The organism is Bradyrhizobium sp. AUGA SZCCT0176 (assembly GCF_018130145.1).
Classification (GTDB): domain Bacteria; phylum Pseudomonadota; class Alphaproteobacteria; order Rhizobiales; family Xanthobacteraceae; genus Bradyrhizobium.
Genome location: NZ_JAFCMB010000012.1, coordinates 107,073 through 125,269 on the forward strand (window position 1 = coordinate 107,073; position 18,197 = coordinate 125,269).

General features: G+C 62.5%; 16 protein-coding genes. 9 read left to right on the forward strand and 7 right to left on the reverse strand.

Annotated features, from left to right (window positions below):
* Positions 1–14: 14 nt before the first annotated feature.
* The 3 genes from JQ600_RS25045 to JQ600_RS25055 form a co-directional block, all read right to left on the reverse strand.
* A complete protein-coding gene (locus JQ600_RS25045; RefSeq protein ID WP_212392054.1) occupies positions 15–671 on the reverse strand; it encodes a glutathione S-transferase family protein in 657 nt (218 codons plus the stop codon).
* The gene (locus JQ600_RS25050; RefSeq protein WP_212392055.1) at positions 671–1,834 is read right to left on the reverse strand and encodes an acyl-CoA dehydrogenase family protein; all 1,164 of its coding nucleotides are present in this window, start codon (positions 1,832–1,834) and stop codon (positions 671–673) included. Before JQ600_RS25050 ends, JQ600_RS25045 begins: the two co-directional genes overlap by 1 nt.
* Positions 1,835–2,043: 209 nt before the next feature.
* On the reverse strand, positions 2,044–3,198 hold the full coding sequence (locus tag JQ600_RS25055) for an acyl-CoA dehydrogenase family protein (RefSeq protein ID WP_212392056.1): 1,155 nt from the start codon (positions 3,196–3,198) through the stop codon (positions 2,044–2,046).
* 173 nt (positions 3,199–3,371) lie between these two features.
* Between JQ600_RS25055 and JQ600_RS25060 the strand changes: the two genes are divergently transcribed.
* A complete protein-coding gene (locus JQ600_RS25060; RefSeq protein ID WP_212392057.1) occupies positions 3,372–4,580 on the forward strand; it encodes an ABC transporter substrate-binding protein in 1,209 nt (402 codons plus the stop codon).
* Positions 4,581–4,667: 87 nt separating this feature from the next.
* Here the strand turns inward: JQ600_RS25060 and JQ600_RS25065 are convergent, their stop codons facing one another.
* Positions 4,668–5,741, reverse strand: coding sequence for a sensor histidine kinase (locus JQ600_RS25065; RefSeq protein ID WP_249136073.1), 1,074 nt, complete (start codon positions 5,739–5,741; stop codon positions 4,668–4,670).
* Between the two features lie 195 nt (positions 5,742–5,936).
* Here JQ600_RS25065 and JQ600_RS25070 point away from each other — a divergent pair, with 195 nt between their 5' ends.
* The 3 genes from JQ600_RS25070 (at position 5,937) to JQ600_RS25080 (ending at position 8,622) form a co-directional block, all read left to right on the forward strand.
* Positions 5,937–6,311: a response regulator gene (locus JQ600_RS25070; protein WP_212392058.1), complete on the forward strand. Its 375-nt coding sequence runs from the start codon at positions 5,937–5,939 to the stop codon at positions 6,309–6,311.
* Positions 6,312–6,839: 528 nt separating this feature from the next.
* Positions 6,840–7,091 (forward strand): hypothetical protein, encoded by a 252-nt coding sequence (locus tag JQ600_RS25075; protein WP_212392059.1) that lies wholly within the window; start codon positions 6,840–6,842, stop codon positions 7,089–7,091.
* Entirely contained in the window at positions 7,072–8,622 is a 1,551-nt protein-coding gene (locus tag JQ600_RS25080; protein ID WP_212392060.1) for a long-chain fatty acid--CoA ligase, read from the forward strand. Before JQ600_RS25075 ends, JQ600_RS25080 begins: the two co-directional genes overlap by 20 nt.
* 110 nt (positions 8,623–8,732) lie before the next feature.
* Here the strand turns inward: JQ600_RS25080 and JQ600_RS25085 are convergent, their stop codons facing one another.
* Entirely contained in the window at positions 8,733–8,942 is a 210-nt protein-coding gene (locus JQ600_RS25085) for a cold-shock protein (RefSeq protein WP_192735591.1), read from the reverse strand.
* Positions 8,943–9,117: 175 nt separating this feature from the next.
* Positions 9,118–9,882, reverse strand: coding sequence for a helix-turn-helix transcriptional regulator (locus JQ600_RS25090; protein WP_212392061.1), 765 nt, complete (start codon positions 9,880–9,882; stop codon positions 9,118–9,120).
* Positions 9,883–10,128: 246 nt separating this feature from the next.
* Here JQ600_RS25090 and JQ600_RS25095 point away from each other — a divergent pair, with 246 nt between their 5' ends.
* From JQ600_RS25095 to JQ600_RS25105, 3 genes are all read left to right on the forward strand, one after another.
* Positions 10,129–12,351: a marine proteobacterial sortase target protein gene (locus JQ600_RS25095; protein WP_249136087.1), complete on the forward strand. Its 2,223-nt coding sequence runs from the start codon at positions 10,129–10,131 to the stop codon at positions 12,349–12,351.
* A 118-nt stretch (positions 12,352–12,469) separates the two neighbouring features.
* Positions 12,470–13,039: a class GN sortase gene (locus tag JQ600_RS25100; RefSeq protein WP_212392063.1), complete on the forward strand. Its 570-nt coding sequence runs from the start codon at positions 12,470–12,472 to the stop codon at positions 13,037–13,039.
* A 197-nt stretch (positions 13,040–13,236) separates the two neighbouring features.
* Positions 13,237–15,459, forward strand: coding sequence for an acetate--CoA ligase family protein (locus JQ600_RS25105; protein ID WP_212392064.1), 2,223 nt, complete (start codon positions 13,237–13,239; stop codon positions 15,457–15,459).
* 168 nt (positions 15,460–15,627) lie between these two features.
* Here JQ600_RS25105 and JQ600_RS25110 read toward each other — a convergent pair whose 3' ends face one another.
* On the reverse strand, positions 15,628–16,389 hold the full coding sequence (locus JQ600_RS25110) for a trypsin-like serine protease (protein ID WP_212392065.1): 762 nt from the start codon (positions 16,387–16,389) through the stop codon (positions 15,628–15,630).
* A 114-nt stretch (positions 16,390–16,503) separates the two neighbouring features.
* Between JQ600_RS25110 and JQ600_RS25115 the strand changes: the two genes are divergently transcribed.
* Positions 16,504–17,136, forward strand: a complete 633-nt coding sequence (locus JQ600_RS25115) for an HAD-IA family hydrolase (RefSeq protein WP_212392066.1) — start codon at positions 16,504–16,506, stop codon at positions 17,134–17,136.
* Between the two features lie 108 nt (positions 17,137–17,244).
* The gene (locus tag JQ600_RS25120) at positions 17,245–18,195 is read left to right on the forward strand and encodes a MoxR family ATPase (protein WP_212269384.1); all 951 of its coding nucleotides are present in this window, start codon (positions 17,245–17,247) and stop codon (positions 18,193–18,195) included.
* Positions 18,196–18,197: the final 2 nt, after the last annotated feature.

Below are 18,197 nucleotides of genomic sequence, written 5' to 3' on the forward strand. Positions count from 1 at the left end.
GAATGACAGGAGCGTCAGCCCCGAACCCGCGGCGCCACGTTCTGCTCGGCGCCGGCCTTCCGTTCCGCCGCCACCGCCCGCTTATAACCGTCACGCGCCTGCAACCGCGCCCAATAGGCTGCGACATTGGGCCCGAAATCCTTGGCCAGGCCGATATTTCCGGCCAGCCGCAGCGCATAGCCGTTGGCGATATCGGCGGCGGTAAAGCGGTCCGCGCACAGCGTTTCCGCCGTTGCGGTGGCGGCTTCCACGGCCCGCAGCCGGCCCAGGAACCATTTGGCATAGTCGCCGGCGACCTGCGGATTGCGGCGCTCCTCGGGCTCGAGCTGGCTGTATCTCAGCACCAGCGTTTGCGGAAAGGTCAGCGTGGCGTCGGAAAAGTACATCCAGTTCAGGAATGCGCCGTAGGCCGGCTCGTCGGGCCCGACCACCAGCGGCGTCGGGCCATATTTGGTGCCGATGTAGTGGCAGATGCCGGACGATTCCGTCATCTTGGTCTGGCCATCGACCATGAAGGGAATGGTGCCGAGCGGATTGATCGCGAGGTATTCCTTGGCGAACACCCGCGGCGGAAACGGCAGCATCTTGAGCTCATAGGGCAGCCCGAGCTCTTCCAGCATCCAGAGCGGACGGAACGAACGTGCCCCGTCGCAGTGATATAGCGTGATCATCAGGCGTTCCCTTTGGTTCCCGGCAGCGTGCCCATCATCTTGCACAATACCGTCAGCATCACCTCATCGGCGCCGCCGCCGATCGAGGTCAAGCGGCTGTCGCGATAGGCGCGGCTGACGTGTGTCTCGTTCATAAAGCCCATGCCGCCCCAGAATTGCAAACAGGCATCGGTGAGTTCGCGTCCCAGCCGTCCGGCCTTGAGCTTTGCCATGGTCGCAAGACGCGTGACGTCCTCGCCCGCGATCAGCGCCTCGGCGGCGCGGTAGATCAGCGCGCGAAGCATCTCGACTTCGGTCTGCATCTCCGCGAGCTTGAAATGGACGATCTGATTATCGAGGATGGTCTTGCCGAACGCTTTTCGGTTGCGCGTGTATTCGATGGTCTCGGCGATGATGTACTCGTGCGCCTTCAGGCACGCCGCGGCGCCCCACAGCCGCTCCTCCTGGAACTGCACCATCTGATACGTAAAACCCATGCCCTCCTCGCCGATGCGATTGCGCTTCGGCACCCGCACATTGTCGAAGAAAATCTGCGCGGTGTCGGAGGAGCGCATGCCCATCTTGTCGAGTTTTCGCGCGACCTCGACGCCCTTGCTCTTCATCGGCACGCAGATCAGCGACTTGTTGCGATGCACCTGCCCGTCGCTGGTATTGGCGAGCAGGCAGATCCAGTCCGCCTTTACGCCATTGGTGATCCACATCTTACCGCCATTGATGACGTAATCGTCACCGTCGCTGCGCGCATTGGTCTTGATCGAGGCGACGTCGGAGCCGGCGCCCGGTTCGGACACACCGATGCAGGCCACCGCATCGCCCGCGATCGCGGGCGCCAGAAATTCGCGGCGCACTTCATCGGAGCCGAACCGCGCCAGCGCCGGGGTGGCCATATCGGTCTGCACCCCGATTGCCATCGGCACGCCGCCGCAATGGATAGCGCCGAGCTCTTCGGCCATCATCAGCGCGTAACTGTAGTCAAGCCCCTGCCCGCCGAATTCGACGGGCTTGTTGAGACCGAGAAAGCCGAGATCGCCGAGCTTCTTGAACAGCGCGTGCGAGGGAAACTGCTCCGCCTTCTCCCATTCGTCGACGAAGGGGTTGATTTCGGCGGCGATGAATTTTTGCAGGATACGGCGCGGTTCGTCGTGGTCGGCGGTGAAGAGCATGATTTGTAGTCCGGTTTGAATTTCGAAAGTGGGTGGCCCTTCTCTTACCCTCCCCTGGAGGGGGAGGGTCGGCTCACATAGAGCGCAGCGATATGTGAGACGGGGTGGGGTGATCTCTCAACACGGGCACTGTTCGAGTGGAGAGACCGTCACCCCACCCCGCCGCTTCGCGTCGACCCTCCCCCTCCAGGGGAGGGTAAGGGCGAACGTCACAACCCCATCTGCCTACTCGCCAGATCCTTCATGATCTCCTCCGTGCCGCCGCCGATCGCGTTGACCTTTACCTCGCGGTAGATGCGCTCGACCTTGATGCCGCGCATGAAGCCGGCGCCGCCGAAGATCTGCACCGCTTCGCTAGCGCAGAACGCCATGGTCTGCGTCGCCTGGTTTTTCATCATGCAGATTTCGGCGACCGGGCTTTCGCCCTGGCCGAGCCGCCATGCCAGCATTTCCAGCATAGCCTGCGAGGCCGCGACCTTTTGCGCCATGTCGACCAGCTTGTGACGGATCACCTGGTGCTGCGCGATCGGTTTGCCAAAGGTCTGGCGCTCCTTGGCGTAAGCGATCGCGTCCTCGACGCAGACGCGCGCGTAAGCCGTGCAGCTCGCCGCCATGCCCATCCGCTCGCTGTTGAAGTTGTGCATGATCAGCTTGAACCCCTGGCCTTCCTCGCCGAGCAGGTTTTCGACCGGAACACGGCATTCGTCGAAATGCAGCGTTGCGGTATCCGACGCCCACCAGCCCATCTTCTTGAGTTTGGTGCGGGAAAGCCCCGGCGTATCGCCCTCGATCAGGAGCAAGCTGACGCCGCCGGCGCCCTCACCGCCGGTGCGCACGGCGACCGTGAGATAATCGGCGCGCATGCCCGAGGTGATGAACGTCTTTTCGCCGCTGACGACATAATGATCGCCGTCACGGCGCGCCTTGGTGCGGAGATTGGCGACATCGGAGCCGCCGCTCGGTTCGGTGATCGCCAGCGCCGAAATTTTCTTGCCCGACAGCACCTCGGGCAGCACCCGCGCTCTTATCTCGGGGCGGGCGGCGCGCGCGATCGGCGGCGAGCCGATGGTGTGGCTCATCAGGCTGGAGCTGACACCGCCGGCGCCGGCACGCGCGAGTTCCTGCGAGGCCACGATTTTCATGAACTGGTCGGCAGCGACGCCGCCATATTCCTCGGGGAAACCGAGCCCCAGCAAGCCGATCTCGGCGGCCTTGGCGTACAGCGTGCGCGGAAACTCGCCGGCTTCGTCCCATTCATGGGCATAGGGCTCGATCTCGCGCGTCACAAAGCGCCGCATCACGTCGCGAAACGCTTCGTGATCCGCGTTGTAAAACGGGCTGTTCGCCTTTGTCCGCTCCAGCATGCTGTCCTCCCGACGGAATCACGATGCCCTGAATCGGCCGGCCTAAACTTGCGTTGAGCGGCTGACGGGCCCCCTCGCCAGCAACTCAACGCAAGACCGGTTCCCCGGCCATGCCCTAACCTTCTGCAAAAAAGCAATAACACAAAATCGGCAAAACGCCGGGGAGATGAAGCATGATCCGTTGGAGCCAATCTGTCCCGGCCATTTTCCTCGCGCTGTCCCTGGCCGCATCGTCAGCTGCCTTCGCGGAACACCCCGGCATCACGCCTGCCGAAATAAAGTTCGGCAACATCATGCCGTATAGCGGCCCGGCCTCGGCGCTCAGCGTCGTCGGCAAGGCCTTTGCCGGCTATTTCGACTTGATCAACGAAAAGGGCGGCGTCAACGGGCGCAAGCTCAACATGGTCTCGCTTGACGACGGCTTCTCGCCGCCGAAGACGGTCGAGGCGACGCGGCGGCTGGTCGAAAGCGACAACGTCGCCTTCATGTTCGGCACCATGGGCACCGCGCCGAGTTCGGCGACCGCGAAATACCTCAACAGCGCCAAGGTGCCGCATCTGTTCCTGATCTCGTCCGCGTCGAAATGGAACGATCCGGTCAACCAGCCCTGGCTGATGGCGCTGCCCTGGGCGCCGAATTATGTCGAAGAAGCCGGCATCGACGTGCGCTATGCGCGCGCCAAAAATCCCAACGCACGCTTTGCGATCCTTTACCAGAACGACGACGCCGGGAAGGATTACCTGCGCGGCGTGAAAGAGGCGCTTGGGGCCGACGCCGACAAGGCGATCGCGCTGGCATCGAGCTTCGAAGTCGCCGATCCCAGTGTGGATTCGCAGATCCTGACGTTTGCCAATACCAAGGCCGACGTTTTCCTGATTTACAGCGTGACGCCGCGCGCCTGCGCGCAGGCGATCCGCAAGGCCTATGAGACCGGCTGGCGGCCGATCCGATTCATCTCCTCGGGCTGCGCCAACAAGGAGACGGTCATGGTGCCGGCGGGCTTAGAGGCCGCGAGCGGCATCATGTCGGTCGGATCGCTGAAGCCCTATTCGGCCGACTCCAAAGATCCTGACCTGGTCGCCTACCGCGAATTCATGAAGGCGCGGGTGCCGAATGTCGATCCGGCGAATTTCGCCGCCGGCTATGGCTACATGGTCGCCCAGGCGCTGGTGGTGGTGCTGGAGCAGTGCAAGAACGATCTGAGCCGCGAGAACATCATGGCGCAGGCCGCCAACCTCAGGGATGTGCAACTTCCGCTGCTGATGCCGGGCGTCAAGCTCAACACCTCACCGAAAGACTATCGGCCCATCAAGGACGGCTACATGGTCGAGTTTCGCGACGGCCAATTCAATGTGATCAGCGAACTGCTGCGGGGTTCGTGAGTTCGAGACGCGGACCAAATGTGTGGCGACCCGAACGGCGACAGCCGTCAGATCTCCTGGAGGGTAACGGGCCAGGGCCGAACGCCTCTACCTTGTCAGGCGGTCTTTGATCATGCGAAGCGTGACGATGACGCCCTCCGCACTCCAATCGCACGAAATCGAGCCGCCAAGCTGGATCGTCATGCTGCGATTGAGCAGCTTGCTTCCATACCCGCTTTCACCAGTCGGCGCCGCGACCGGCGGGCCACCGCGCTCAGTCCATACGACGACCACTTCCGTATCGTGGGTGGCGCAGGATATATCCAGCGTACCGGTTGGGGAGGATAACGCGCCATACTTGAGTGAATTGGTGGCTAGTTCATGGACAACGAGCGCTAGCGTTGTAGCTGCTTGCTCGCCGACGCCCATGCGGGGGACTGAGACGCGGACGCGACCGCTAAATGCTCCCAGATCATCATAAGGCGCCAGCAGTACTGTCAAAAGGTCACCTAAGAGCGCGGCTTTTCCACCCTGCCCCGGAAGCGGACGGACAAGATCATGGGCGCGACCTAGCGCCGCCAGCCGAAGCGTAAGTTCCTTCGCCATGTCGGCAGTCGTCTTGGCGGACCGCGAGGTGATGGCTGTGAGACCGGATGCAATCGCTAACAGGTTCTTCACCCGGTGGCTCATTTCGCCCGCCAGCAACTCATGGCCTTCCTCGGCTTGCTTGCGTCCCGTCACGTCGATGAAAATTCCGTGCATGATGCGACCAACAATGCCCTCATCATTTCCTTGGCCGCGGGCCGAAACCCACCTGACCTCCTCGCCAACCATTATGCGGAAATCAATTTCATACGGACCGATGATCGCACGCGTGGCGGCAAACGCAGCTTTTACGCGATCACGGTCGGCCGGATGGATGTGTGACGACAGATCATCGAACGACACGTATTCATTCAGCGGCACGCCCCAAAGATCGAAAGCTCTCTCGTCCATCGTAAATCGATTGGTGTCGACGTTCCACGACCAGAGCGCGACCCCCGCCGCCGAAATAGCCAGACGCAGCTGTTCCGCATCCCAAACTGGCGGGCCCGCCTTCTCTGCCGGGTCTGCGGAAAGCTTCGGGACGGGCACCGATTCAGCGACGCCAACACCTTGCGCTTCCATGTTTTTCCTCAGCATTGGTGAACCTTATCTGGCGCAGTCGATTAGATCAGCAACAACGCCAGGCAGAACATGCCGTAAGAAACCTTGGGTGGAGACCTGCGAATTGCAGCTATGGATACCAACTCCATGGGCCATGAAAGGTTCAAGTCGGTTCCTGACCATAAAAGGGCTTGCGACGCCAAATACTCAGTTAGTTGAAAAGATTGACCGATGATTTCAGTAACGAAACGAGCGGTCATCCTTGTTGTTGAAGATGACGTGTTGATCCGGATGGACGCGGCTGAAATGATTGCGGCAGGCGAGTTCGATGTGATCGAAGCAGCGAATGCGGATGAAGCCATTGATATTCTCGAAACCCGGTTAGACATCACTGTCGTCTTTACCGACATTCAAATGCCCGGCAGTATGGACGGTCTAAGACTGGCTGCCGCGGTCAGAAATCGCTGGCCTCCGATCAAGATCGTTGCCACTTCCGGCCAGGTCACAATCGGTCGTGACGATCTGCCCGACGGCGGGTGCTTTTTGCCGAAGCCCTACAGCCCTGCTCAAATCCTGAAAACACTTCGTGAATTGACGGCGCCCTGACTCGGCGCCGACGCGGAGAGAGCTAAGGGCGTCATCCCGCTTGGTTGTCCAATGCATCATGAGTCCCAGCCGGCGCCCACGTTGGCTTGTATTCTGATTTTCAGAATTCTCGCTCTGGTCCCGTCCCGGCACGAGGGGCGTTTCGCGATCGTCATAAGCGCGGGATGGGATGCGGTGGACGCCGATGTTGCGACTGACGATCGTGACGGAAGCGTACGGCGAAATCGTGTGGTCCTGACGCCCCGTATGCTGGCGTCAAGCTCCCGAGGGGCGAACGCTCCAAGGGGGTGACGGCGACAACGAGCCCGGCCCGACCGGGGAGAGCACGATATAAGCCGTAAAGCCATTGCGCAGGGAATGTCGGATGCCTCCGCTGCCCTGTATGTTCGTGTGCGCACTTTTTTGCACAGTTTGCACACGAGACCGCGGGTGCAGCGCGCACCCGGCATTCCCTGCACCCTCTGTTTGGAGGGTTAAGGAAATTCGATAGCAAGCCTCGGTCGCTTCGCGACGCGAGATCGCGAAGGTGTGTCTTCCGTCATTGCGAGCGAAGCGAAGCAATCCATTCTTCCTTTGCGCGGCGAGATGGATTGCTTCGTCGCTACGCTCCTCGCGGTGGATGGAGCCCGTCGCCCGCCCGAATCGCCCCACCCCAGCCACTCCACGCAAGACAACATCCCCTATGACCGCTCATCTGCTAAACAGAATGCCATCAAGCAAAACCAGCGGCGCAAGAACCGCGCGACGTCAGGAGGAAACCTTGTCCGTCCGCTATTATGACTGGATCGCCCATTTCGGCCGCCGCACGCCGGATAAAATCGCGGCGATCGACCTCGCCAGCCAGCGCCGGCTTTCCTATGCGGAGTTTGATGCGCGAATCTCGCTGCTCGCCACGCATCTGCGCGACAAACTCAAGATCGCGCGCGGCGACCGGGTCGCGGTGCTGGCGCTGAACACATCAGATACGCTGGAAGTGCAGTTCGCCTGCTTCCGGATCGGCGCCGTGTTCCTGCCGCTCAACACCCGTCTCACGGTTCCCGAGTTGCAGTACATTGTCGGCGATGCCTCGCCAAAAGTCATGATCCACGACACCGATCTTGCCGAGGTCGCGCTATCGGTCGCCAAACTCTGCAACGTTTCATCGGCACTGCTGCTCGGTCCCGGCGGCTCCTATGAGGCGGCGATCGCGGCGTCAAAACCGCTCGATCGCGCGGAGATGGTTACGCTCGATGACATCTCGACCATCATGTACACCTCGGGCACCACGGGCCAGCCGAAGGGTGCGATCATCACCCACGGCATGACGTTCTGGAATTGCGTCAATCTCGGCGGCCCCGCGTATATCTCGCCGTCGTCGGTGCTGCTCACGGTGCTGCCGCTGTTCCACACCGGCGGGCTGAATTGCTACACCAATCCCGTGCTGCACGCCGGCGGCACCGTACTGATCATGCGCGCGTTCGATCCTGCTGTTGCACTCCAACTGATTAGCGACCCGTCTCACCGCATCAACCAGTTCTTCGGCGTGCCTGCGATCTACCAGTTCATGTCACAGCATCCGTCGTTTGCTGCGGCCGATTTCAGCCGGCTCGTGATCGGCGGTGTCGGTGGCGCACCGATGCCGGTGCCGCTGTTGAAGATATGGGAGGCCCGCGGCGTCGCCCTGCAGCAGGGTTACGGCATGACCGAGACCAGCCCCGCGGTGCTGACGCTCGACAAGGAGGACGCCGCGCGCAAGGCCGGCTCCTCCGGCAAGCCGGTGCTGCATACGGAGGTGCGGATCGTTCGCCCTGATGGGTCAGACGCCGATGTCGGCGAACTCGGTGAACTCTGGGTCAAGGGACCGAACGTCACGCCGGGCTACTGGAATAGGCCGGACGCCAATCGATCATCCTTCACCGACGGCTGGCTGCACACCGGTGATGCCACGCGCGTCGACGAAGAGGGCTTCTACTACATCGTCGATCGCTGGAAGGATATGTACATTTCCGGCGGCGAGAACGTCTATCCGGCCGAGGTCGAGAGCGTGCTGCATCAGTTGACGGCCATTGCCGAAGCCGCCGTGATCGGCATCCCGAACGAGCAATGGGGTGAAGTCGGCATGGCGATCGTCGCGATCAAGCCCGGCCACACGCTTTCAGCCGACGAAATCCACGCGCATTGCCAGGCCAATCTGGCGCGGTTCAAATGCCCGCGGCTGATCGAGTTCGTCGATGCCCTGCCGCGGAACGCAACCGGGAAGATTCACAAACCCACATTGCGAAGTAATTTCAGCGTGTCGAAGCCGACCGACAAGGAGGCCATTGCCTCGTGATCGCGCCGACAAACGAAAAGCCCGCCGGTTCATCACCGGCGGGCTTTTGTCTCAGAGGCTGATTAGAGGATCCCAGTACATCCGTGGTAATCCGTAATCAGCGACAACCTTTAGTCGACGCGAAGGTTCTCAGCGCTGGTCTTGCCGCGCATCGGGTCCTTCTTCGCTTCGAACGAGATCTTCTGACCTTCGTTGAGCGAGCTCAGGCCTGCGCGTTCGACAGCCGAGATGTGAACGAACACGTCCGTTCCACCATCGTCGGGCTGAATGAAGCCAAAACCCTTGGTCGCGTTAAACCACTTAACTGTTCCGGTAGCCATGTAACTATCTCCAAGATGCGCAAATGCGCTTTGCTCACACGACCTCCGCGTGAGCTTGATCCGATTTCAACGATGTCTTGGGGATGGGCCGGTGTCGGCGTAGTCAACAAGGCAAACGACAATTCGAATAGGTGGGATATAGGCGACGATTGTGGCAAATACAAGGGCGCAACAGTTAACCGGGTAAAAACATGGCAAACGGCTCGTCGATTGTTCGTCGCAGACGTTCGCGATACAGCGCATAATTGGCATTATCGGACGAAATGCGCCCAAAACTCGGGTTTGCGACCATCTTGATCGGCACATACGCGATCGGAGCGGCAATCGGCGTCAGCATGGAGCCGCGCCCCGCCAGCAGCGTGGTGATGATGCCGTACATTTCGCCAGAAATGGCCACGCGCGCCACCGTGATCAGACGATGCTGACCGTTCCGGTTGGTGACGAGATAGATGTGGCCGGACTGGTTCGGCACCGCGACTTCGCCGAATTGGGTGTACAAGGCATCCTGCCGCTCGCCTTCGTGGAACACGAGCGACGAGGCCGCATCACTCCAAACAATCTCGGTACGGTAGGCGAAGATCGCGTCCTTGTCGCCGAACGACGGCCGTATCGTGACATAGGCGCCTTCAATCCACGCCACCGCGCGGCGCGAATAGGCGCCCAACCCATCCGGCGCGATGTCGCCATTGACCGGCGCGGCCGGCGCCGGCGCGTCAGGCGTCTTGCGCAGGGATACGCCGAGCGCCTGTTCGAGCCGGACCGTGGTCGCGAGCGTGAACGGACGGCGGCCCCCGAGCACCTTCTCCAGCGTCGAAAGACTGAGTTTTGCGAGCTCGGCCAGCGACTGGCGGGAGATGCGGCGGCGGGCGATCTCTTCCCGAATGGTATCGGCGATCTGCCGGCTTTGTTCGGCGGAAAGCTGCTTGTCCGGCGTCGGCATCGTCACCCCTGTTCGGCCTGTTTGGGCAGTCTACCAGACGCACAATCCATCACAAACCCGCACAAAGCCGCCCCTGCCGTGGCGCACGGCGCTGGCGTCGGGCTGAACAATGCCGATCATTCCGCTCGCGCCAGTCAGCGCGTTACCGGAGATTCCTTCCCACGACGAACACGTCGCACGGGAGTGAAGGAAATGACGATCTGCGGTGAAATCCAGCCCGACAGGCGTGCGCGCCTGTCGCGCAAAATGCGCGTAATACTGTTCTTCGCCTTTGAAGGCGCCGCCGCACTCCTGATCGGATTTGCGGCCTTATTTTTGAGTTTGCCGGCCTGGTCCGCCGAGCGCACGCAGACCGCCTTTCTCAAGCCAGGCGACGCCCGCTCCGGCTCGCTGCTGCTGAAGACCGAGGACGGCTACGCCGACGCCTCGCGGCTCGGCATCGATGTCGATATCACCGTGTCCGGCCCCACCGTCCGCGCCCGTGTCACGCAGGTTTTCCGCAACCCGACGCAAGACTGGGTCGAGGCGGTCTACGTCTATCCGCTGCCATCCGGCGGCGCCGTCGATACGCTGAAGATGGTGGTCGGCGACCGCGTCATCGTCGGCGACATCAAGGAGCGGCAACAGGCCCGCATCATCTATGAGCAGGCGGCACGTAACGGACAGAAGGCGGCGCTGACCGAACAGGAACGGCCGAACATCTTCACCAATTCGGTCGCCAATATCGGTCCCGGCGAAACCGTGCTGGTGCAGATCGAGTATCAGGAACCGGTGCAACAGAGCGGCAATGAATTCTCGCTGCGGCTGCCGATGGTGGTGGGGCCGCGCTACAATCCCGCACCCGTTGTGCAGAGCGTCGACTTCCGGCCCGGTGGCGGCGGCTGGGGCGCCAGCAAATCCGATCCGGTGCCGGACCGCGACCGCATCTCTCCGCAAGTGCTCGACCCCGCGACCAACGCGCCAGTCAATCCGACCACCATCACCGTGCGGCTGCAGGCCGGCTTCCCGCTCGGCGAGATCAAGAGCCATCATCACGCCATCAAGACCGAAAGCCCCGACGGCAGCACGCGCATTATCAAGCTCGCCGAAGGCGCGGTGCCTGCGGATCGCGATTTCGAGCTGACCTGGAAGCCCGCCGCGGAGAAGGCGCCGTCGGTCGGCCTGTTTCGCGAACATGTCGGCGGCAATGATTATCTGCTCGCCTTCGTGACGCCGCCTTCGGTCGAACAGAACGACAGGAAGCCGCTGCCGCGCGAGGTGATCTTCGTGATCGACAATTCCGGCTCGATGGGCGGCGTCTCGATCATCCAGGCCAAGGCCAGCCTCACTTACGCACTCGCCCGCCTGCAACCCACCGACCGCTTCAACGTGATCCGCTTCGATCATACCATGGAGATGCTGTTCCCGGCCTCGGTGCCGGCTGACCGCGAGCGTGTCGGTCAGGCCACCGCGTTCGTCGGCGCGCTGCAAGCCAATGGCGGCACCGAAATGGTGCCGGCGATGCGCGCCGCGCTCAGCGACACGGCCGCCGGCGGCGATACCAACTATGTCCGTCAGGTCGTGTTCCTGACCGACGGCGCGATCGGCAATGAGCAGCAATTGTTCGAGACCATCAACGCGTTGCGTGGCCGCTCGCGCATCTTCATGGTCGGCATCGGCTCCGCGCCAAACACCCATCTGATGACGCGCGCCGCCGAACTCGGCCGCGGCGCCTTCACCCATATCGGCTCGGTGGAACAGGTCGAGGAGCGCATGCGCGGGCTGTTTTCCAAGCTGGAGAATCCCGCGGTGACCAACCTCACTGCCAAATTCTCCGATGCTGCGGCCGACATCACGCCGTCGGCGATCCCGGACCTCTACCGCGATGAGCCGCTGATTCTTGCCGCCAAGCTCGACAAGCTGGCCGGCTCGGTCGAGATCAAGGGCCGGATCGGTGACCGTCCGTGGGTGGTGACGCTTCCGCTGGCGAATGCGGCCGAGGGCAAGGGCCTGTCGAAACTATGGGCGCGGCGCAAGATTACCGATGCCGAAGTTGCGCGCACCACGCGGCAGGAGAGCCCGGAGGATGCCGACAAGACCATCCTCGCGCTCGCACTCGATCATCAACTGGTGACGCGGCTGACCAGTCTCGTCGCGGTCGACAAGACGCCGAGCCGTCCCGAAGGCGAACCGCTGAAAGTCTCGGAACTGCCGATCAACCTGCCGGCCGGTTGGGATTTCGCCAAAGTGTTCGGTGAACGCCCGCTTCTGCCGGTCACGCCGATGGAACGTCGCGCCGAGGCCGGCGAGGCCAGGGTTCAGGTTGCGGCATTGAAACGCGCGGCCCCTGCGGTCACGGCGGCGCCGAGCACGGTCCAGCTCCCGAAGACGGCGACCGACGCCGAGCTGAAAATGATCCTGGGTGTGATCTTCCTCATATTCAGCTTGGTCCTGTTCGCGTTCAATCGGCGCCAGGCGTTGATCCCCTGACGCCCCCTTGACGGAGGAGGCCCCCCAAGCTCCTCCCGAATGCGCGCGCGGCCCTCCGTCCCCCAGGGTCGCGCGCGCGACTTTTTTCGAACCGTCATTGCGACGAGAACACCGAAGAATGCGCCGCTTCATCCTCCCTCTCCTCCTCGCCGTCACCGGCCTCATCCTGTTCGGCCAGGGCGGCTACATCCACGCCAAGGCGTTGTTCGCGCAAATCCTGCTCGAGCGCGCCTTCACCGAAACCATCGCCACCGGCCGCGAAACAAAACCGTGGTCATGGGCGGACACCTGGCCGGTGGCCCGCATCGAAGTAAAGCGGATCCATGCCAGCACCATCGTGCTGGCGGGCAGCAGCGGCCAGGCGCTCGCGTTTGGGCCGGGTCATGTCGAGAACACGCCCGATGCGGGCGAGCGCGGCGTGGCGGTCTACTCCGCGCACCGCGATACGCACTTCCGCTTCCTGCAAAATGTCGTCATCGGTGACGAGATCGACGTCACGCGCCGCGACGGCAGGAAATTCCGATATCGCGCGGATTCGACCTCGATCGTTCGTTTCGACGCTTCGGGCATCGATCCGTTGCGCGACGGATATGAGCTGGTGCTGTCGACCTGCTGGCCGTTCGAGGCGTTGACGCCGGGGCCGGATCGCTATCTCCTGCACGCCACCTTGATCGGGCCTGTTCCCTGAGTTCATCCGCCCGTCAATCCCGGGGCGACGATGAATACTCCGCCTGCCGGGATATCGTGCGCTGTGCGAAGGGCGCTATCGGGCCAACGCGTGTTGCCACCCTCCTCAAGTCTCAATAAAAAGAATGAAAACGCATGGCCGAAGCGATCGCACGATCGCCGTCCGCCAAAGGAAACAACAAGGTAAGGGCACGCTCCATGGAAGCTCGGGTAGTCAACGCGTCGCATTCGGCCGAAAACTGGTCGCCCTCGTCCGACGCCAGCGACATCGTCAAAAGCATCCATGCGATGCTGCACCCGCGCAACATCGTCCTGGTCGGCGCGACCGACAAGCCCGGCAACTACGCCGAGCGCATCTGGAACAATCTGGTCCAGTACCAATACAAGGGCAAGCTGTTCCCTGTTAACGCCAAGCGCGAAACGATCTGGGGCGTGCCCTGCTACAAGGATTTCGCCAGCCTGCCGGAGAAACCCGACCACGTGCTGGTGCTGGTGCCGGCCCGTTTCGCGGTGCAGGTGATCCGTGACGCAGCGGCGGCCGGCGCGCGTTCCGCCACCATCGTGACCTCAGGCTTCAGCGAGTTGCAGGACGCGGAAAGTCAGCGGCTGGCGGTCGAACTGAAAGAGGCGGTGCGTGAAACCGGCCTTGCCGTGACCGGCCCGAATTGCCTCGGCAATCTGAGCGCGGGCGAAAACCTGTTCACCAATATCGATGACCGCATCGTCACCATGGAAGCGGGCCCCGTCGCGATCGCCGGGCAATCCGGCGCGATCGTGATGGCGATCCGGCAGGCGCTGGAAGATCGCGGCGTGGGCGTCGGCTACATGGTCACGACCGGCAACGAGACCGGGCTCGAGACGCCGGACCTGATGGCCTATTTCGCGGCCGATCCTTCGATCCGCGTGATCGTGGTCTATCTCGAAGGCGTGCGAAACACCAAGGTGTTCCGCGAGGCCTGCAAGGCCGCACGCGCCGCCGGCAAGCCCGTGATCGCGCTCAAGCTCGGCGCCTCCGAGGGCGGCCGTGCGGCTGCGATGGCGCATACCGGCGCGCTTGCCGGCTCCATCCAAACCTTCGACGCGATCTCGACCCGCGAAGGCGTGATCCGCGTTCGCGGCCTCGACGAACTGATCGAGACCACCGAATGTTTCGTGCATGCCGAACCGCCGAAGAGCAATCGCCTCGCCGCGGTATCGCTATCGGGCGGCAAGCGCGGCCTGCTGATCGACGCGTTCGATTCAGCCGGGCTCAACTTCGCGCCGCTGAGCGCGGACGCGACCGAGAAACTCACAAAGATGCTCGGACCGGGCAGCATCGTCGGCAATCCGCTCGACGCCGGATTTGCCGCCGTGGTCGATCCATCCGTCTACATGCAGTCGATCAAGATCATGATCGACGATCCCGACACCGATATCGTCATCATCGACGCCGAACTGCCGAAGGCGCCGCATGAACTGCGCGAGCGCAATCTGCGCATCGTCAACGACATGGCGGGCGCCGCCAGCAAGCCCGTGGTCTACATCAGCGCGATGTCGATCGGCTTTACCGAGTTCACCAAGGGCTTGCGCAAGTCGCTGCCGAACATCGCGGTGATGCAGGGCCTCGACCGCGCGGTGGGCGCGATCAAGTCGTTGATCGAATATGCCTCGCTGCGCAAGGTCGTGCCGGAGATCGCGTCGAGTTCGAAGGCTTCCGCCCGTGCCGTGCTGGAGAAGACGCTAAGAAGCGCCAACGGCGCCGCGGCGCTCGACGAAGTCGCCTCGAAAAAACTGCTGAAGGCCTATGGCATTCCCGTCTCAAAGGAAGAGATCGCGCAGACCGCGGCGGACGCGGTGAAGATCGCCAAGAAGATCGGCTTCCCCGTCGTCGCCAAGGTGGTCAGCGCCGAGATCCTGCACAAGTCGGACATTGGCGGTGTCGTGCTGAACATCAACAATGCCGCCGAGGTGAAGAAGGCGTTCAACGACATCACCGCGCGGGTCAAGAAGCTGAAGAACAAGCCGAAGCTCGAAGGCATTCTGATCGCGCAGCAGGTCAAGTCCGACCTCGAACTCGTGGTCGGCGCCTCGCTTGATGCCGAGATGGGCCCCGTGGTGCTGTTCGGTACCGGCGGCGTCGATATCGAACTGATGAAGGACGTGGCGCTTGCCGGCGCGCCGCTCGATGCCGACGAGGCGAAGCAGTTGATCGGCAAGACCAAGGCCGGCGTCAAGATGAAGGGCTATCGCGGCAAGCCCGCGCTGCACGAGGCTTCCGCGGTGAAGGCGCTGGTTGGGCTATCCAATCTGATGGCGGACGCGGGAACCCGCATTGCGTCGATCGACGTCAATCCGTTCCTGATCAACAGCAAGCTCGGCGTCGCCGTCGACGGCCTGATCGTGCTCAACAACGCCGCGGCCAACAAGGCGGCGGGGCATTAGCTTCTCATGTCCCGGACGCGGTGCAGCGTTCTTCACGCTGCTCCGCCGAGCCGGGACCCACTCTCGGTTCAACAAGGTGGACCCCGGCTCTGCAGCGCCATAGTGCGTCGAAGACGCGCGTGAACGCGCTTATGGCGCGCTGCCCTGCGTCCGGGGAACACAAATAAGTTAAAGGCCCGCGCCCCATTGCCGCGCGGTCTGCACCAGCCAGTCGCGGTAGAGCGTCAGCGGCGTGACGCCGGTGAGCCCGCCGCAACCGGCCGAGCTATTGGGCCCGGTCGACCAGCTGACGACGCCGACGATGGCCGGACCTGATTGCTTGTCCTCGAATACCGGCCCACCAGAGTCTCCAGTGCAGGCGCCAAGCCCGTCGCGGGTGCCCTGGCTCACGGGATCGACTAGCCGAATCTGCAGCGTCCCCGGCCTGCCGGTTGCGACCAATCCGGCGGCGCGGATGGTGCCGCCGCTCTTGCCGTCGCCGCGCGTCGTGACGCCGATGCCGGCGATCGTAAAGCGGCTGCCGACGATGATGGGAATATTGGGCATGCCGAGCGTCGACGGCGTCTTGCCTTTGACGGCTGAATCCAATTGCAGCAGTGCCACATCGGCCGTCGCCCGGTGCGCCAGCATCGCCTGCATCTTGAAGCCGGGATGAATGGCGACGCTCTTGACGTCCTGCAACGACGGCTGCTTGTCGGCGCCATATTCGACGATCTTGTAATCGGCACCGGGCTGCACGCAGTGTGCCGCGGTCAGCACGATTTTGGGCGCGATCACCGCGCCGGTGCAGAAATTGCCGCGGGAACCGACAATGGTGACGACCGAACGACCGACGCCGTCGGCAGATGGCGCGCCACCTCCCACGATGGCGTAAGCGGGCGCGACCACTAGCAGCGCAAGACTGGCAATTATTCGAGCGAGGACTTTCATGGCCGCATGCAATACCCCGCCCAACCGACATCGCCAAGCCGCGGATCGGACTGGCCCCGAAGGGCATTCCGTGTTAGCCGCTCCCCCGTCGCGTATTGATATGGCGGGGAAATAATGGTCGAGGCGGTGATCTGGGATTTCGGCGGGGTGCTGACCACTTCGCCGTTCGAGGCATTCTCGCGGTTCGAGACCGAACGCGGGTTGCCCGCCGACATCATCCGGCGCACCAACGCGGCCAATCATCTGGAAAACGCCTGGGCGAAATTCGAACGCGCCGAAGTCGACATCGAAGCCTTCGATGCGCTGTTCGCGACGGAATCGAAGGCGCTGGGCGCCGAGGTCCGCGGCAGGGATGTGTTGCCTCTGCTCTCGGGCGATCTGCGCCCCGAAATGGTCGAGGCGCTCAAACGCGTGAAGGCCAAATTCAAGACCGGCTGCATCACCAACAATCTTCCGGCCAACGCGATCGGGAGCCGCAGCGGCCGGTCGCTCTATCTCGCCGAGGTCATGGTGCTGTTCGATCACGTCATCGAGTCCGCCAAGATCGGCCTGCGCAAGCCCGACCCGCGCATCTACCAGATGATGATCGAGACGCTGCAGGTCGATCCCAAAAACTGCGTCTATCTCGACGATCTCGGCGTCAACCTGAAGCCGGCGCGGCAGATGGGCATGACCACGATCAAGGTGCTCAATGCGGCGCAGGCGATCACGGAGCTTGAGGCCGCGACCGGGCTCACATTGCGCTAGGCGGAATTAGCCGAATTTGCCGTCTCCGTATGACCAAACGAGGCTTGTTCTTTGCCGGGAACGCAGGCAGAACACTCTGAAATCCAGTGAATTTCGGAGTTGAAACCCGTGGCTGAAAAAGGGCCGACCGCCTCGATCGAGGCAGTGGAAAGCGGCCTCGCCGCGCAGGGCTATATTGCGAGCCGGCAGATCGCGACCGCGGTCTATCTATCGCAACAAATAGAAAAACCCATCCTGGTCGAAGGTCCCGCCGGCGTCGGCAAGACCGAGCTTGCGAAGGCAATCGCGGCGTGGCGCGGGCTGAAGATGATCCGCCTGCAATGCTACGAGGGCCTGGACGAAGCCAAGGCGCTCTATGAGTGGAAATACGCCAAGCAGCTTCTGTACACGCAGATCCTGAAGGACAAGCTCGGTGAAGTGCTCGGCGGCGCCGAAACGCTGCATGACGCGCTGGCGCAATTGCATGATTTCGGCGACGTGTTCTTCTCCAAGGAATTCGTCGAACCGCGGCCGCTGCTGCAGGCACTGGAACAGCCGGCCGGCTGCGTGCTCTTGATCGACGAAATCGACAAGTCGGATGCCGAATTCGAATCGCTGCTGCTGGAAATCCTCAGCGACTTCCAGGTCACGATTCCGGAACTTGGCACCGTTACCGCGGTCGCCGCGCCGACCGTGATCCTGACCTCGAACAGCGAACGCGATCTCGGCGACGCGCTGAAGCGGCGCTGCCTCCATTTGCACATCGGCTTCCCCGAACAGAAGCTGGAGGAGCGCATCGTCGAAAGCCGGGTGCCCGGCATCTCGCAGACGCTGCGCAAGCAGATGGTCGGCTTCATCCACGAGGTTCGCTCGCTGGACCTGAAGAAACTGCCGTCGGTGAGCGAGACGATCGATTGGGCACGGGTGCTGGTGCTGTTGCAGGCGCCCGAACTCGGCAGCGAGATCGTCAAGGATACGCTCAACGTGCTGCTGAAGTACGAGGCGGATATCGAGGCCACACTGCCCCAGGTATCCACCTTCATCGCCAAGACATCGCGGCAGAGCGTCGTCTTCGGATAAAG

Coding starts and splice junctions, on each gene's coding strand:
- JQ600_RS25045 (WP_212392054.1), bottom strand. CDS start 671: ATGATCACGCTATATCACTGCGACGGGGCACGTTCGTTCCGTCCGCTC.
- JQ600_RS25050 (WP_212392055.1), bottom strand. CDS start 1,834: ATGCTCTTCACCGCCGACCACGACGAACCGCGCCGTATCCTGCAAAAA.
- JQ600_RS25055 (WP_212392056.1), bottom strand. CDS start 3,198: ATGCTGGAGCGGACAAAGGCGAACAGCCCGTTTTACAACGCGGATCAC.
- JQ600_RS25060 (WP_212392057.1), top strand. CDS start 3,372: ATGATCCGTTGGAGCCAATCTGTCCCGGCCATTTTCCTCGCGCTGTCC.
- JQ600_RS25065 (WP_249136073.1), bottom strand. CDS start 5,741: ATGCTGAGGAAAAACATGGAAGCGCAAGGTGTTGGCGTCGCTGAATCG.
- JQ600_RS25070 (WP_212392058.1), top strand. CDS start 5,937: ATGATTTCAGTAACGAAACGAGCGGTCATCCTTGTTGTTGAAGATGAC.
- JQ600_RS25085 (WP_192735591.1), bottom strand. CDS start 8,942: ATGGCTACCGGAACAGTTAAGTGGTTTAACGCGACCAAGGGTTTTGGC.
- JQ600_RS25090 (WP_212392061.1), bottom strand. CDS start 9,882: ATGCCGACGCCGGACAAGCAGCTTTCCGCCGAACAAAGCCGGCAGATC.
- JQ600_RS25095 (WP_249136087.1), top strand. CDS start 10,129: ATGCGCGTAATACTGTTCTTCGCCTTTGAAGGCGCCGCCGCACTCCTG.
- JQ600_RS25100 (WP_212392063.1), top strand. CDS start 12,470: ATGCGCCGCTTCATCCTCCCTCTCCTCCTCGCCGTCACCGGCCTCATC.
- JQ600_RS25105 (WP_212392064.1), top strand. CDS start 13,237: ATGGAAGCTCGGGTAGTCAACGCGTCGCATTCGGCCGAAAACTGGTCG.
- JQ600_RS25110 (WP_212392065.1), bottom strand. CDS start 16,389: ATGAAAGTCCTCGCTCGAATAATTGCCAGTCTTGCGCTGCTAGTGGTC.
- JQ600_RS25115 (WP_212392066.1), top strand. CDS start 16,504: ATGGTCGAGGCGGTGATCTGGGATTTCGGCGGGGTGCTGACCACTTCG.